Source organism: Stenotrophomonas sp. GW821-FHT09E08 (genome assembly GCF_059416125.1).
Map to the genome: position 1 here is coordinate 141,077 of NZ_JBWKOO010000001.1, position 16,043 is coordinate 157,119.

A 16,043-nucleotide genomic window follows, 5' to 3' on the forward strand; every position below is an offset into this window, starting at 1 on the left:
GAAGGCTCTGGTGTCACGAGGAGGACAACACATGCGGATGGACATTGCCGACCTGCGCCTGTTCCTGGCCATCGCCGAAGCGGGCAGCATCACGGCCGGTGCATCACAGGCAAACCTGGCACTGGGCTCTGCCAGCGAACGCCTGCGCGCCATCGAAGCCGACGCCGGCACAGCCCTGCTGACCCGGCATCCGCGCGGGGTCAGCCTCACTGAAGCCGGTGCCGCTCTCGCCCATCATGCGCGGTTGATCGTGCAGCAGCAGGCGCAGCTGCGCGGCGAAATGCAGGCGTTCGCCCATGGCGCGCGCGGCACCCTGCACCTGTACGCCAATACCGCCGCACTGACCAACTACCTGCCGTCGCGGCTGGCCCCCTGGCTGGCCGAACGGCCGCGACTGCATGTAGAACTGCTGGAACGCACCAGCCCTGAAGTTGTACGCGCGATCAGTGCCGGCCAGGCCGAGGCCGGCATCATCAGCGACGCGGTCGACGCTGACGGACTGCAGCAGCACGTGGTTGCCGAAGATCCGCTGATGCTGCTGCTGCCGGCCGATCACCGCTTCGCCCCGCAGCGCACGCTGGCGTTCGCGGACGTGGCGGGCGAGACCTTCGTCGCGCTGGCCGATGGCAACGCACTGCAGACCTACATCGAAGACCAGGCCCGCGACATTGGTCGCCGCCTCGACGTCCGCATCCGCATGAAAACCTTCGAAGGCGTGTGCGTCATGATCGGCCACGGCATCGGCCTCGGTATCGTACCGCGCTCCATCGCCCGCCAGCATCGGCGCAGTACGCATACCGTTGCAGTGCCGCTTGCCGATGCGTGGGCACAGCGTCGCCTGTGCGCCTGTTTCCCACACTGGAAAGCGCTTTCGCCACCAATGCGCAGCCTGCTGCTTCACCTCGGCGTCGAAGCAGAAAAAAAAGTGTGAAACAGTGTTGACACATCCGCTGCCATGCCGCAAAATTCTTCTCCTGAGTCGCCCAGGTGGCGGAATTGGTAGACGCACTAGCTTCAGGTGCTAGCGGGGGCAACTTCGTGGAGGTTCGAGTCCTCTCCTGGGCACCATGACTCAGCAAATGATCAAACCCGCGCAAGCGGGTTTTTTCATGCCTGCGGTTTGGGATGCGCGATGCATTGCGATTGCCGCTCAGTGTGTCGTATCCGGCACCTCCCTGGCAGCCATCTGCTCGTGCGAGCTCCCACCGGCGCGTCGCTATCACGCCCTGAGCGACAACCTTTTCGGGATCCATTCCACGTTTCGTTCGAATTCGTACTTCTCCTAGACGGAATATGGCGCTTCCAGGGAAGCGTACGCGGTTGTTTCTGTTGCCGCCCTTGTCTGCGGCGCATTCGTCGGCAGCCACCTGCCGGCCACTGCCGGCTGGGTCAGCGGCGGCATCGTACTTGTGGCAGGAATGTGGGCGCTGGCCCAGCTGTTCCGCGATCGCGTGGTTTTCAAGCGCGTATATCGCACGCGCTAGACTCGCACCAATGCGCTTGGCCTGGATGTCCTTCGGTACGCCACCTGGCAGACATGGCCTGGCGTAGACAGCAACGCGCAAACAAAAACCCCGCCTTCCGGCGGGTTTTTTGTTTTTCATCAACAATGATCGATCAGTGCCCGCCGCCCGCCGAGGCCGCCCCCGCACCGGCACCGAACGGCGGCTTGGCCAGCCACAGGAAGGTGATGATCGCCAGGAAGATCCAGCCCAGCAGGAAGAAGATGTCGTTGAAGCCCATCTGCGAGGCCTGGTGGTTGATCATGTTGTTCAGTACCGCCGCGCCATGCTGCAGGTCGCCCTGCCCCATCGCCGCTACCTGGTCCTGCATGCCCGGCTGGTAGGCCGAGATGTGCTCGGTCAGGTCCGCATGGTGCACCTGGGTACGGCGCGCCCACAGCCACGTCGTCAACGATGCCGCGAAGCTGCCGCCCAGCGTACGCAGGAACGTGGCCAGGCCGGAGCCCGCCGCGATCTCGCGGCCATCCAGGTCCGACAGCAGGATCTGCAACACCGGCATGAAGAACAAGGCCACGCCGATACCCATGATCAACTGCACGCCGGCCACGTGCTGGAAGTCCACCTGCAGGTTGAAGCCAGAGCGCAGGAAGCTGGTCATCGACAGGAACACGAAGGCGATGGTTGCCAGCATGCGCATGTCGAAGCGCGAGGCGTACTTGCCCACGAACGGGGTCATGATCACCGGCAGGATGCCGATCGGCGCCGTCGCCAGGCCCGCCCAGATCGCGGTGTAGCCCATGTCACGCTGCAGCCACTGCGGAATCAGCAGGGCCACGCTGAAGAACGCCGCGTAAGCCACTACCATCGCCAGCGTACCGGCGCGGAAGTTGCGATGCCGGAACAGCTTCAGGTCGACGATCGGATCCTTGTCGGTCAGTTCCCAGATCAGGAACACCGTCAGCGTGACCACTGCCACACACGCCAGCACTACGATCTTCATCGACGAGAACCAGTCCTCGTCATTGCCCAGGTCGAGTACCAGCTGCAGCGCACCGACGCCGATCACCAGCGTGACCAGGCCGACGTAGTCCATCTTCGGCTTCTCGATCTGCTCCGGGCGCCCCTTCAACTGGTTGCCTACCACCAGCGCGGCAAAGATGCCCAGCGGCACGTTGATCAGGAAGATCCATTCCCAGCTGTAGTTGTCGGTGATCCAACCACCGAGGATCGGGCCGCAGATCGGCGCCACCACCGTGATCATCGCCAGCAGCGCCAGCGCCTGTCCGCGTTTTTCGCGGGGATAGATCGAGACCAGTAGCGACTGCGTGATCGGGTACATCGGGCCGGCCACGAAGCCCTGCAGCGCGCGCGACAGCACCAGCATGCCCATGCTCTGCGCCAGGCCGCACAGCAGCGAAGTGATGACGAACGCCAGCGTGGCCCAGACGAACAGCTTGCGTTCGCCGAAGCGGCGGCTGAGCCAGCCGGTCAGGGGCAGCGCGATGGCCGTGCTGACCGCGAACGAGGTGATGACCCACGTCGCCTGCTGCGAACTGGCACCGAGATTACCGGCGATGGTGGGCAGCGAGACGTTGGCGATGGTGGTGTCGAGCACCTGCATGAACGACGCCATCGCCAGGCCCACGGTGCACAGGGCGACGCTGGGCGGCAGGAACCCGGAGGCCGCACCCGACGCCGCCGGGGCGCCCGAAGCACCGGGCGCGGCTGGAGCTTGTGCGGACATGGCGACCTCAGCCCACCTTCGCCTGCTGCGGCAGGTTGCCCTGGATGATCGTGTGGATCACCTCGTCGGCATCATGCAGCTGCTTGGCATACACGTCGGTGTCGAACACCGTGCCCTTGGCCGGGGTGCTCGGCAGCACTTCACCCTTCTGGTCGCGCAGGCTCACTTCGGCCTTCATCGACAGGCCGATGCGCAGCGGGTGCTCGGCCAGCTGCTTGGCATCGATGGCGATGCGCACCGGCACGCGCTGCACGATCTTGATCCAGTTGCCGCTGGCGTTCTGCGCCGGCAGCAGCGAGAACGCCGAACCGGTACCCAGGCCCAGGCTGTCGATGCGGCCCTTGTACTTCACGTCGCCGGCATACAGGTCCGACTTCAGCTCCACTTCCTGGCCCAGGCGCATGTGGCGCAGCTGGGTTTCCTTGAAGTTGGCCTCGACCCACATCTGCTCGGTCGGCACCACCGCCATCAGGGCATTGCCCGGCTGCACGCGCTGGCCGACCTGCACCGAACGACGGGCGACGTAGCCGGTGACCGGCGCGACGATGCCAGCGCGGGCGTTGTTGAGGAAGGCCTGGCGCAGCTGCGCGGCGGCAGCCTGCACATCCGGCTGGGTGGCGATCACGGTGTCGTCGACCAGCGCACGGTTGCGCTCGACGGTCTCGCGCGAACCGGCCACGGCCGCTTCGGCAGCGGCCAGCTCGTCACGGGCGTGCGCCAGTTCTTCGTTGGAGATGGCACCGGTGGTGGCCAGGTCCTTGCGGCGGGCGAAGTCGTCGCGCACGCGCTTCAGGGTGACCTGGCGGGCGTTCAAGTCCGCCTGCGCACCTTCCACGCTGCGGTACAGGCCACGGGTCTGGCGCACGGTCTTGGCGAGGTTGGCTTCGGCCTGCTGCAGCGCTACTGCGGTGTCGGACGGATCCAGCTGCACCAGCAGCTGGCCGCGCTCCACGCGCATGCCGTCATCAGCGTTGATGGCGACCACGGTACCGGCCACCAGCGGGGTGATCTGCACCTGGTTGCCCTGCACGTAAGCGTCGTCGGTTTCTTCGAACCAACGGCCGAACATGAAGTACCACAACGCCAGTGCGGCAAGCAGCAGCACGACGATCACGAACAGGCCGCGCAGCAGGTTGCCGCGGCGGTTGGGGGCGGCCGGGGCCGCGGTGTCTTGGGTCTGGCTCATGGCAGGGATCTTCAGGAATGCGAGGAATCGGAATGGGAGGCGAGCGGCGCGGCGCGATCGGCATCACTGGGCTGGAAACCACCGCCCAGCGCCTTGCTCAGGCGCACGGAGGTCTGCACCTGCTGCGACTGCAGGCCGGCCAGCTGCTGCTGCGACTGCAGCAGGGTGGACTGCGCGGTCAGCACGTCCAGGTAGCTGCCGATGCCAGCGCGATAGCGCTGCTGGGCCAGGTCGAAGGCCGAACGCGCGGTGTCCACCGCCTGCTGTTGCGCGTTCGACTGCTGCGCCAGTGAGCGCACCGCGTTGACCTGGTCGGCCACGTCGCGCAGTGCATCGAGCACGGTCTGGTTGTAGTTGGCAACCGCCAGGTCGTACTGCGCATCGGTGTTGGCCAGGTTGGCGCGCAGCTTGCCGCCTTCGAAGATCGGCAGGCTCAACGCCGGGCCGATGTAGGCGAAGGTGGAGCTGCTCTTCAGCAGATCGCCCACGTTCGGTGCGACGACGCCAGCCAGTGCGGTCAGGTTGAAGCTCGGGTAGAACTTGGTCCTGGCGACCTTGATCTGCTTGTCGGCCGCTTCCACCCGCCAGCGCGCGGCAACGATGTCCGGACGACGGCCGAGCAGCTCGCTGGGCAGCACGCCCGGCAGCTGGAGCACCATCGGATTCAACGCCTGCGGACGCTGGATCGACAGGCCACGGTCCGGGCCCTTGCCGACCAGGGCGGCCAGCGCGGTGCGGGCGGCGTCGATGCGCTGCTGTGCGGCCAGCACCTGCTGCTGCGCGGCCGGCACGCGGGCCTCGGCCTGGCGCACCTGCAGATCGCTGTCGATGCCGGCACTGCGGCGCTGGCGGGTCAACTGCAGCGACTTCTGCGAGCGGGTCAGCTCTTCCTCGGCCACGTCGTTGAGCTGCCACGCGTAGGCCAGGTCGGCATAGGCCTGGGTGATGCCGGTGGACAGGTTCAGGCGCGCGGCCTGGGCTTCAACAGTGGCGGCATGCGCGCCATCCACGGCGGCTTCCCAAGCGGCGCGCTTGCCGCCCCACAGGTCCACGCCATAGCTGAAATCAAACGCGACCTGGCTGCTGCCAGCGTAATGGCCGCCCATCTCGCTGCCGGCCATCGACTCGGGCAGGCGCAGACCGGTGTAACCACCGGACACCGACAGGCTGGGCAGGCGATCGGCACGCGCGGTACCGACCTGCGACTGCGCCTGGCGCAGGCGCGCATCGGCAGCGTCCAGGCTCGGGTGGCCGGCCAGCCCCTCGGCGACCAGCGCGTCCAGCTGCGCATCGCCCAGTGCCTTCCACCAGTCCTGCGCCGGGAAGCCGGTGGCGCTCAGATCGGTGTCGGCCAGGGTGCGTTCGCTGTGCAGGCTGTCCACATCGAGCACGTGGCCCTGCGGGTTGAGGCCGCGGCTGCTGGCGCAGGCGGCCAAGGCCAGGGCCAGCGCTGATACCAGCAGCGCGCGCCCGGACCGGCGGAGAGTGGAATGCGGGATCGGGTTCATGGGGTCGTCAGGGAATCGCGGATTCGGGTGAGGAGGGACAGCAGCTGCGTGCGTTCGTCGGCGGACAGGTCACGCAGGGCGTAATCCATCACCGCGTCGCCACGCAGCTTCAGCCGCGCCCACAGCGCGCGGCCTTCATCGGTCAGCACGATCTGCAGCGCACGCCGGTCCTGGGCATGCGGCTCGCGGCGTACGCAGCCCAGTGCCTCCAGCTTGTCCAGCAGACGGGTCACCGCACTGGGCACCTGGTCGATGGCCTGGGCCAGTTCATTGGCCGTGCACGGCGCCATGTTCGAAAGCACCTTCAACCCGATGTAGTGGGTGAAGCCGATGCCGAGGTCTTCTTCAGCCATGGAGGCGTCGAGTTGGCGGACCAGGCCATCGCGCACCTGGCGCAGCAGCAGGCCGAAGCTGGGGGGAGTGGTTGCAGGACAGATCATGGGGGAGCATTCTCTTCCAAAAAAAATATTTCTCAATGGAAATATTTGATCTGGCATCGAATGCTGTGTTGCAGCAGTGGGCTGGATCAGTGAAGGCGCTCACCTTAATGGCCCGCTCAGCTGGCCCGGTAGTACAATTCAGCCAATGGATGACACATTTCAGCCAGCGGATATGATGAACAAGGCAGAAATCCCCCCTCCCAAGCGCCTGCTGCGTGATGACGCACTGGACTGGTTCGAGCGCAATGACGGCCCTCCGGTTGTCGCTTTCCGCTTCGACAGCCCGCAGGGCCTGGTCCGTGAAGTGGACTGGCATCACCACCAGCGCGCACAGCTGATCTGTGTCGAGCGCGGCCTGTTGACCACCCGAACCTCGCACGGCACGTGGTCGCTGGCGCCGGGTTCGGCCGGCTGGATGCCGCCGCTGGAGCCGCATACGGTCACCCTCGACGGGCCATTGCGTGGCTGGGGCATGGCGCTGGCCGCGCCCGCCTGCGCCACCCTGCCCTCCGACCCCTGCGTGCTGGGCCTGTCCAAGCTGGCGCAGGCGCTGGCCGACCGTATCTGCGAATGGCCGCTGGGCTACGCCACCACCCCTGAGCGCCAGCACATCATCGATGTACTGCTGGACGAGATCCGCACCGCACCGCGCCAGCGCATGCACCTGCCGATGCCGCACGACCGGCGCCTGCTGAAGATCGCCTCGCAGCTGCTGGCCGACCCGTCCGACGAGCGCAGCCTGGCCGAATGGGCGCACTGGGCGGGTCTGTCGCCGCGCAGCCTGACCCGCCACTTCCGCGACGAGACCACGCTCAGCTTCGCCCAGTGGCGGCAGCAGGCCCGCCTGTCCGAGGCGCTGCGCCAGCTGACCGACGGCCGCAGCGTGGCCGATATCGCCCACGCGCTGGGCTTCAGCAGCGCCAGCGCCTTCGTCACCGTGTTCCGCCGCCACTTCGGTTTGCCGCCCGGGCGCTACCTGGCGCGGGCCGGGCATGGCCTGGAAACCGGGCTGGACCCTGCGCGCGGCTTGGCATCCCCGGCCGCATCCGGATAATCACAGGATTGCGAGCGGCGACCGCCGTCGCCGCCTCCCGACAATAGGTAACAACGCCGCATGACCGATCTTGCCCGCCCCGTGTTCCACGGATTCGAACAACTGCCGCTGCGCGAGTACGCAGAACGCGCCTACCTCGACTACTCGATGTACGTGGTCCTGGACCGTGCCCTGCCGTTCATCGGCGACGGCCTGAAGCCGGTACAGCGCCGCATCATCTATTCGATGAGCGAGCTGGGCCTGAATGCCGCGTCCAAGCCGAAGAAGTCCGCGCGCACCGTCGGTGACGTCATCGGTAAGTACCATCCGCACGGCGACAGCGCGTGCTACGAGGCGCTGGTGCTGATGGCGCAGCCGTTCTCGTACCGCTACCCGCTGATCGAGGGCCAGGGCAACTTCGGTTCCAGCGATGACCCGAAGTCGTTCGCGGCGATGCGTTACACCGAATCCAAGCTGACCCCGATCGCCGAAGTACTGCTGGGCGAACTGGGCCAGGGCACCACCGACTGGGCGCCGAACTTCGACGGCACCCTGCAGGAACCGACCTGGATGCCGGCGCGCCTGCCGCATCTGCTGCTGAACGGCACCACCGGCATTGCCGTGGGCATGGCCACCGACGTGCCGCCGCACAATCTCAATGAGATCGTCAGCGCACTGCTGCACCTGCTGGACAACCCCGAGGCCAGCGTGCGCGACCTGTGCGAGCACGTGCAGGGCCCGGACTACCCGTCCAGCGCCGAGATCATCACCGCGGCCAATGACCTGCGGAACATCTACGAGACCGGCAACGGCAGCGTGCGTGCGCGTGCGACCTTCACCAAGGAAGCCAACAACATCGTGGTCACCGCGCTGCCGTTCCAGGTGTCGCCGTCGAAGGTAATCGAGCAGATCGCCGCGCAGATGCGCGCCAAGAAGCTGCCGTGGCTGGAAGACATCCGCGATGAGTCCGACCACGCCAACCCGGTGCGCGTGGTGCTGGTGCCGCGCTCCAACCGTGTCGACGCCGAGCAGCTGATGGGCCACCTGTTCGCCACCACGGACATGGAGCGCAGCTACCGCGTCAATCTCAACGTGATCGGGCTGGACGGCCGTCCGCAGGTGAAGAACCTGAAGATGCTGCTCAGCGAATGGCTGGCGTTCCGCAGCAGCACCGTCACCCGCCGCCTGCAGCACCGCCTGCAGAAGGTCGAGCGCCGCCTGCACCTGTTGGAAGGCCTGCTGGTCGCATTCCTCAACCTGGACGAGGTGATCCACATCATCCGGACCGAGGACGAACCGAAGGCGGCGCTGATCGCGCGCTTCGGCCTGTCCGACGACCAGGCCGAGTACATCCTGGAAACCAAGCTGAAGCAGCTGGCGCGCCTGGAAGAGATGAAGATCCGTGGCGAGCAGGACGAGCTGGCCAAGGAGCGCGAGAAGATCCTCGGCATCCTCGACAGCAAGACCAAGCTGAAGAAGCTGATCCGCGACGAACTGACCGCCGATGCCAGGAAGTTCGGCGACGCACGCCGTTCGCCGCTGGTCCAGCGCCAGGCCGCGCAGGCCATCGACGAGACCGAACTGGTGCCGAGCGAGCCGATGACCGTCGTGCTGTCGGAGAAGGGCTGGATCCGTGCCGCCAAGGGCCACGACGTCGATGCGTCCGCCCTGTCCTACCGCGATGGTGACGCCCTGCAGGGCGCGGTGCGTGCACGCAGCACCCAGCAGGTCGCGTTCCTCGACAGCGAGGGTCGCGCCTACTCGACGCCGGTACACACCCTGCCCTCCGCGCGTGGCAACGGCGAACCGCTCACCGGACGCTTCTCGCCGGCCGCGGGCACCAGCTTCGTGACCCTGGCCAGCGCCGAGCCGGACACCCGCTTCGTGCTGGCCTCCACCCACGGCTACGGCTTCGTCACCCGCTTCGAGAACCTGATCGGCCGCAACAAGGCCGGCAAGGCGATGCTGAACCTGTCAGCCGGTTCGACCGTGCTGACCCCGTCGGTGGTGGCCAACGTCGCCACCGACCGCATCGTGGCGGTGACCAGTTCCGGCAACCTGCTGGCAATCGCCGCCAACGACCTGCCGGAACTGGACAAGGGCAAGGGCAACAAGATCATCGAGATCCCGAAGGCCAAGCTCGCCACCGAACGCGTGGTCGCCATCGTGGCGATCAGCCCGGGCCAGACCCTTCAGGTGCGCAGTGGGCAGCGCACGATGGGCCTGAAGTTCAACGAGCTCGACGCCTACCTCGGCGCCCGCGCCACCCGCGGCCACCTGCTGCCGCGCGGCTGGCAGAAGGTGGAAGGGCTGTCGGTGGAGTAAGGGCTGGGGCCCTGCTCCTGGTGGGTGTCAACCTTGGTTGACACACCTTACCCCGGTAGACGCCAACCCCGGTTGGCGTTTTCCATCCCAATGGGGTCAGAGCCGTTTTCGTTGAAAACGGATCCGACCCCGGACACGAAAAAGCCGGGGCATTCCCCGGCTTTTTCGTTGTCGGCTGGCGGGCGGTGGAGCAGCTGGCGGGCGAAGGCTGGCTGGCGGTGCTCCGGTGCTGGCGGGCGACAGAACGCTGTGCTTCTGGTAGACCCGACCGCTGGTCGGCTGCCCTGCAAAAGCGGCCGACTAACAGTCGGCCCTACCGGGTCGGCGCGAGGCGCCGGCTCAGTGCGCCGGGGCGCCGTTGCCGTCGATCTTGCTCAGCTGGTACAGCTCCAGGCCGATGCGCTTGATCAGGCCCAACTGCTGTTCCAGCCACCAGGCATGGTCTTCCTCGGTGTCCTTCAGCTGCGCCAGCAGCATGTCGCGGCTCACGTAGTCACCCTTCTCCTCGCACAGCTTCATGCCGGCGGCGAGATTGTTCCGAACCGCGTATTCAGTATCCAGATCCTTCTGCAGCATCTCCTCCACGGTCTTGCCCGGCTCGGTGGCATGCGGGCGCATGTCAGGGTCGCCTCCGAGGAACAGGATCCGGCGCAGCAGCGCGTCGGCGTGCTGGGTTTCCTCTTCCATCTCGTGGTTCAGGCGTTCGTACAGCGCGAACAGGCCCTGGTCCTCGTAGCGGCGGGAATGGATGAAGTACTGGTCGCGGGCAGCGAGTTCGCCGCGCAGCAGTTCCTTCAGGCAGGCGATGACGTCCGGGTTGCCTTTCATGGGGGGGCTCCTGTGAATCGATGTGACATAGGGTGCCGCATTTCAAAATACGGTGATCTAATCGGAATCAGTCGCAGTTGCGCCTGCGGCTACAATCGGCCCACGAGTTCGGAAAGGACGTGCGATGCGACGTACATGGCGTTGGGTGCTGGGCGTGCTGATCGCCATCGTGCTGGTTACCGTACTGGGCCTGTGGCTGCTGCTGCGCGGCAGTCTGGCCGACCTCGATGGCGAACATGCACTGCCTGGGCTGGCCAGGCCGGTCACCGTCGAACGCGATGCGCTGGGCGTGGTCACCATCACTGCCGGCAGCCAGGCCGACGCGATGCGAGCACTCGGCCACGTGCATGCGCAGGAGCGCTATTTCGAGATGGACCTGATGCGCCGCAGTGCCGCCGGCGAGCTGTCGGCGCTGTTCGGGCCGAAAGCCATCGACGCCGACAAGCGCATGCGCGTGCATCGCCTGCGCGCCCGCACCGAGGCGCATCTGGATACCTCGCTGGGCGACAACGGCGCGGCCGTGCGTGCCTATGTGGACGGCGTCAATGAAGGCCTGGCTGATCTCTCCGTGCGGCCGTGGGCCTACCTGCTGCTGCGGCAGTCACCGCACCCGTGGCAGGCCAGCGACAGCGTGCTGGCCGGACTGGCCATGTACGCCGACCTGCAGGACCCAGGCAACCAGACCGAGCTTGCCCTGAGCCGCATCCGCGCGGTGGTGCCGCCGGCGCTGTACGCGCTGATCGCCCACGACGGCACCGAATGGGATGCACCGCTGTTTGGCGAAGCCACCGGCAACGCGGCCCTGCCCGATGCAAGCCAGCTCGATCTGCGCACATTGAAGGGAAAGCCGGGCACCGAGCAGGAGGAGGCGGACGTCATCGGCAGCAACAACTTCGCGGTGGCCGGCGCGCTCACCGCCGACGGCCGCGCGATCGTGGCTGACGACATGCACCTGGGCCTGCGCGCGCCTGGCCTGTGGTTCCGGGTGCGCCTGCGTTACCCCGACCCGCAGGCTGCAGGCGGCCAGGTCGACGTCACTGGCTTCTCGCTGCCTGGCCTGCCGGCGGTGATCGTCGGCAGCAATGGACACGTCGCTTGGGGCTTCACCAACAGCTACATCGATACTGCCGACTACCGGACTGAACCGGCCAGCGCCGCTGTGACCGTGCACGACGAACGCATTGCGGTGGCCGGCCAGGCCGACGTGCTGTTCCCGGTGCGCGAAACCGACTGGGGTCCGATCCTGCACACCCATGCCGATGGCAGCGGCGATGCCCTGCGCTGGGTCGCGCACCTGCCCGGCGCGGTGCGCCTGGACTTCGGTGATCTGGCCCGCGCCGGTGACCTCGACAGCGCGCTGCGATTCGCCGACCACGCCGGTATCCCCGCACAGAACCTGGTGGTCGGGGACCGCCGCGGGCGCATTGCCTGGCGCCTGATCGGTGCCCGTCCGGACCGCGGCCCCGGCTGTGCGCCGGCCGGCTTCAATGCTGCCAACAACCAGGACTGCGCGCCGTGGCCGATCCGCAGCGATGCCTCACCTGCACTGATCGATCCCACCAACCATCGCCTCTGGACCGCCAATGGCCGCGTGCTGGATGGCGAGGCACTGACCATCGTCGGCAACGGTGGCTACGACCTCGGCGCGCGTGGGCGACAGATCCGCGACCTGCTGGCAATCCAGGAGCGCTTCGACGAGCACGACCTGCTGGCGATCCAGCTTGATGACCGCGCGGTGTTCCTGCAGCGCTGGTGGGCGTTGCTGCATGACGTCATCGAACACAGTGACGATCCTGCGCTGAAGCGGTTGAAGTCCGTCAGTCACCAATGGGGCGGCCGGGCCTCGACCAGCTCGGTGAGCTACCGGGTGGTGCGCGAGTTCCGCACGCAGGTGATGGATACCCTGTCCGATGCACTGCTGGCACCGGCCAACGCGCAGCTGGGCGATGACTATCTGGACCCGCGCCTGGCACAACTGGAAGGTGTGGCCTGGCCGATGCTGCAGCAGCGCCCGGCCAATCTGCTGCCTCCCGCCTTCGACAGCTGGGACGCGCTGCTGATCGATGCCGCCCGCCGTACCGAGAGCGAGCTGTCCAGGCAGGGCCCTCTGGCCAAGCGCAGCTGGGGCGAACGCAATACTGCGTCGATCTGCCATCCCATCGCGCGTGCATTGCCGGACATCGCCAAACGCTGGCTGTGCATGCCCACCGATCCCCTGCCCGGTGACCGCGACATGCCACGCGTGCAGACGCCGAACTTCGGTGCCTCCGAACGCATGGTGGTTTCGCCCGGCCACGAGGCCGACGGCATCGTGCACATGCCCGGCGGCCAGAGCGGCCATCCGCTGTCGCCGTACTGGGCGGCTGGCCACGAAGACTGGGTGCATGGCCGACCGACCCCGTTCCTGCCAGGCAAGGCGCAGCACGTGATGACGCTGGTCCCTGCGCGTTGACGACCAGGGTCAGACCCCTTTTCCAAAGAAAAGGGATCTGACCCCATCATTGCAGCGTCAGGCCAGCGCCTGCTCATGCACGCCGGCAATCGCGCGGCCGGAAGGATCGGCTGCTGCCGCGAAGCTGGCATCCCACGCAATCGCCGCCGGCGACGAACAGGCAATCGACTTGCCGCCCGGCACGGTCTCGGCCGCCGCGCGGCTGGGGAAGAACTGTTCGAACAGGTGGCGGTAGTAGTACGCCTCCTTGGTCTGCGGCGGGTTGTGCGGGAAGCGCTTGTCGGCCGCCGACAGCACGCGGTCGCTCACCTGCGCTTCGGCATGCGCTTTCAGCCCGTCGATCCAGCCATAGCCGACGCCGTCGCTGAACTGCTCCTTCTGCCGCCACAGGATGCTGTCCGGCAGGTAGCCCTGGAAGGCTTCGCGCAGCACCGCCTTCTCGATGCGGCGACCACCAAAACCGGCGCCGACCATCTTGTGCGCGGCATCGAATCGCATCGCCACGTCGAGGAACTCGCGGTCCAGGAACGGCACGCGCGGCTCCACGCCCCAGGCCATCATCGACTTGTTGGCGCGCAGGCAATCGTAGTTGTGCAGGGCATCGAGCTTGCGCACCAGTTCCTGGTGGAATTCGCGCGCATCCGGCGCCTTGTGGAAGTACAGGTAGCCGCCGAAGATCTCGTCGCTGCCTTCGCCGGAGAGCACCATCTTCACGCCCATCGCCTTGATCCGCCGTGCCAGCAGGAACATCGGCGTCGATGCACGGATGGTGGTGACGTCGTAGGTCTCGATGTGGCGGATCACTTCCGGCAGCGCATCGAGGCCTTCCTCGAAGGTGTATTCGAAGCCGTGGTGCACGGTGCCGAGTGCCTCGGCAGCGATCGCCGCAGCCGCCAGATCGGGCGAGCCCTTCAGGCCGATCGCAAACGAATGCAAGCGTGGCCACCAGGCTTCGGTCTGTCCACCATCCTCGATGCGGCGACGCGCGTAGCGTGCGGCCACCGCCGCCACCAGCGACGAGTCCAGGCCACCGGACAACAGCACGCCGTACGGAACGTCGCTCATCAGCTGGCGTTCCACCGCATGCTCGAACGCCTGGCGCAGTTCGGCCAGGTCGGCCTGGCGGCCCTGCACGTCGGCATAGTCGCGCCACGGTTGCTGGTAGTAGCGCACCAGCTCACCGCTGGCGCTGTCGAAGTAATGGCCCGGCGGGAACTGCGCGACGTCGGCACAGGTATCGACCAGTGCCTTCATTTCCGAGGCCACGCGCAGCCGGCCCTGTGCATCGTGGCCCCAGTACAGCGGCACCACGCCCACCGGGTCACGTGCCACCAGCACCCGTCCGGCCTCGCGATCCCACAGGGCGAAGGCGAAGATGCCATTGAGCTGTTCCAGCCACTGTGCTGGCGTACCGCCCTGACGGTACAGCGCGTTGATCACCTCACAGTCCGAACCGGTCTGGAAGTCGTAGGCGGTGGTCAGCGTGGCCTTCAGCTGCTGGTGGTTGTAGATCTCGCCGTTGACCGCCAGCGCCAGCTGCCCATCGGACGACAACAACGGCTGCGAGCCACCGGCCGGATCGACGATGGCCAGCCGTTCGTGAACCAGCAGCGCGCCTTCATCGAGGTACACGCCGCTCCAGTCCGGACCGCGGTGACGCTGGCGTTGCGACAGCTCCAGCGCGTGGCGGCGCAGGGCGGGAAGATCGTCACCGGCCTGCAGGCCGAAGATTCCGAAGATCGAACACATGGCAGAGCTCCTGTTGTGGGATTTCACGGGGAAGGTGTTCGACCGGCAACCAGGCCCGGGGGGACTGCGCCCGGGCACAAAAAAACCCGCATCGGCTGATGCGGGTTTTCTGGTGTCCGGGCGTGTGTTGCTGTCTATCTACCCAGGGCGCAGTCCCGCATCGGCCGCGCACGATTATTCGCGCGCAGATTATTGCGGTTGTTGTTATTGACGGCGGTGGCCAGGCGGATCGACATGGCATCGACCCTACCCCGGTTTTCGGCGCCGCGCAACAGTTGCGTCGGCAACCACGCGGAAGGACCGCCAGCGCGCCAGCCAGCGCATAATGGCCCACCCTGAACCGTGTAACAGGAATGCAACACCGCAATGGATGCACCGGGGCGCTGGCCGCCCTGCTCTGCCTGGGCCTGGCCGCCTGCCAGAGCCTGCCCCCACCTTCCACACTGCAGCTGGACCAGCAACAGGTACTGGAGCAACGCGGAACCGACGGCAGCTTCGACGGCGCCTGGGAAACCGCGCGGACCTTCGAGCGCTTCAACGATCTGCGCGCCGTCACCTACTACGAGCGTGCCGCAGCGATCACACCCTGGACCTTCCACAACACCAAGGCGGAAGAAGCACTGGGCCGGATCTGGATCTCCGGCACGCTGCAGCATGCCGACAGCCCCCACATCAACCCGGCACCGGTGCTGCGCGCGTCCTGGCGACGTGGCGAACGCTGGTCTATGGCCGCCGCCAACCACGGCAATCCGTATGCGTTCTTTGACCTGGCCAAGGCCTATCGCGAGCGCGGCGATGCCCAGCGAGCGCTGCGCTGGGACCTTCGCGCGATGGTCTACCAGCGCTATGCGTCGTCGTCATCGGGACTGCCCGGTGCAGTAGCGGCCACAGGCGATACCGTGCATCCGCTGGTGGCGAGGATCCAACGCCGTGCCGCTGCAGGCGACGCCGATGCACAGGTCGATCTGGGCGCGCTGCTGGAAAAAGGCGTCGGCCTGCCACGCGATCCAGCGCTTGCACTGCAGCTATACCAGCGCGCAGGTGAGCGGGGCAATGTGTTCGGCCAGTACTTCGCCGGGCTGCTGCTGGGCCGCAGTGCGCCGGGCGTGGAGAAGGACACCGATGCTGCCGCGCGCTGGTTCGCGCGCGCCGAGGCGCAGCGCTTCTACATGGCCGCGCCCAGCTACTGGAAGAAAGCGATCGAGCCGCCGTTCTTCATTTTTTCAGAGTAGAGCCAAGCCATGCTCGGCCGCTTCTGGTGGAATAAACAGCCGAGCATGGCTCGGCCCTACTGGGAAGCGGCCCCGGCGGGAGG

11 protein-coding genes and 1 tRNA gene are annotated in these 16,043 nt (G+C 66.7%); 6 read left to right on the top strand and 6 right to left on the bottom strand.

Annotation, left to right across the window (positions count from 1 at the left end):
* Nucleotides 1-31: 31 nt before the first annotated feature.
* Both AC07M7_RS00720 and AC07M7_RS00725 read left to right on the top strand, forming a co-directional pair.
* A complete protein-coding gene (locus AC07M7_RS00720; protein ID WP_495206535.1) occupies nt 32-931 on the top strand; it encodes a LysR family transcriptional regulator in 900 nt (299 codons plus the stop codon).
* Between the two features lie 50 nt (nt 932-981).
* Nucleotides 982-1,068, top strand: a tRNA-Leu gene (locus tag AC07M7_RS00725).
* Nucleotides 1,069-1,617: 549 nt separating this feature from the next.
* Here AC07M7_RS00725 and emrB read toward each other — a convergent pair.
* The 4 genes from emrB to emrR are packed head-to-tail and all read right to left on the bottom strand — an operon-like array spanning nt 1,618 to nt 6,341.
* Nucleotides 1,618-3,207: a multidrug efflux MFS transporter permease subunit EmrB gene (gene emrB / locus AC07M7_RS00730; protein ID WP_253077632.1), complete on the bottom strand. Its 1,590-nt coding sequence runs from the start codon at nt 3,205-3,207 to the stop codon at nt 1,618-1,620.
* Between the two features lie 7 nt (nt 3,208-3,214).
* A complete protein-coding gene (gene emrA / locus AC07M7_RS00735; protein WP_046983118.1) occupies nt 3,215-4,393 on the bottom strand; it encodes a multidrug efflux MFS transporter periplasmic adaptor subunit EmrA in 1,179 nt (392 codons plus the stop codon).
* Between the two features lie 11 nt (nt 4,394-4,404).
* Complete coding sequence (gene emrC / locus AC07M7_RS00740; protein ID WP_495206536.1) at nt 4,405-5,901, bottom strand: multidrug efflux transporter outer membrane subunit EmrC; 1,497 nt, start codon at nt 5,899-5,901, stop codon at nt 4,405-4,407.
* A complete protein-coding gene (gene emrR / locus AC07M7_RS00745) occupies nt 5,898-6,341 on the bottom strand; it encodes a multidrug efflux system transcriptional regulator EmrR (protein ID WP_025877626.1) in 444 nt (147 codons plus the stop codon). Before emrR ends, emrC begins: the two co-directional genes overlap by 4 nt.
* A gap of 172 nt (nt 6,342-6,513) precedes the next feature.
* Between emrR and AC07M7_RS00750 the strand changes: the two genes are divergently transcribed.
* Nucleotides 6,514-7,395: a helix-turn-helix domain-containing protein gene (locus AC07M7_RS00750; RefSeq protein WP_049456750.1), complete on the top strand. Its 882-nt coding sequence runs from the start codon at nt 6,514-6,516 to the stop codon at nt 7,393-7,395.
* Nucleotides 7,396-7,455: 60 nt separating this feature from the next.
* Nucleotides 7,456-9,699 carry a DNA topoisomerase IV subunit A gene (gene parC, locus AC07M7_RS00755; protein WP_428709179.1) on the top strand — a complete coding sequence of 748 codons (2,244 nt, stop codon included), beginning with the start codon at nt 7,456-7,458 and terminating at the stop codon, nt 9,697-9,699.
* 339 nt (nt 9,700-10,038) lie between these two features.
* Here the strand turns inward: parC and bfr are convergent, their stop codons facing one another.
* A complete protein-coding gene (gene bfr, locus AC07M7_RS00760) occupies nt 10,039-10,527 on the bottom strand; it encodes a bacterioferritin (RefSeq protein ID WP_004151115.1) in 489 nt (162 codons plus the stop codon).
* 124 nt (nt 10,528-10,651) lie between these two features.
* On the opposite strand from bfr, the gene AC07M7_RS00765 reads away from it, so the two are divergent.
* Nucleotides 10,652-12,979, top strand: coding sequence for a penicillin acylase family protein (locus tag AC07M7_RS00765; protein WP_495206537.1), 2,328 nt, complete (start codon nt 10,652-10,654; stop codon nt 12,977-12,979).
* A 57-nt stretch (nt 12,980-13,036) separates the two neighbouring features.
* Here AC07M7_RS00765 and asnB read toward each other — a convergent pair whose 3' ends face one another.
* The gene (gene asnB, locus AC07M7_RS00770; protein WP_495206538.1) at nt 13,037-14,728 is read right to left on the bottom strand and encodes an asparagine synthase B; all 1,692 of its coding nucleotides are present in this window, start codon (nt 14,726-14,728) and stop codon (nt 13,037-13,039) included.
* Between the two features lie 353 nt (nt 14,729-15,081).
* On the opposite strand from asnB, the gene AC07M7_RS00775 reads away from it, so the two are divergent.
* Complete coding sequence (locus AC07M7_RS00775) at nt 15,082-15,960, top strand: tetratricopeptide repeat protein (RefSeq protein WP_495206539.1); 879 nt, start codon at nt 15,082-15,084, stop codon at nt 15,958-15,960.
* The last annotated feature ends 83 nt before the right edge of the window (nt 15,961-16,043 follow it).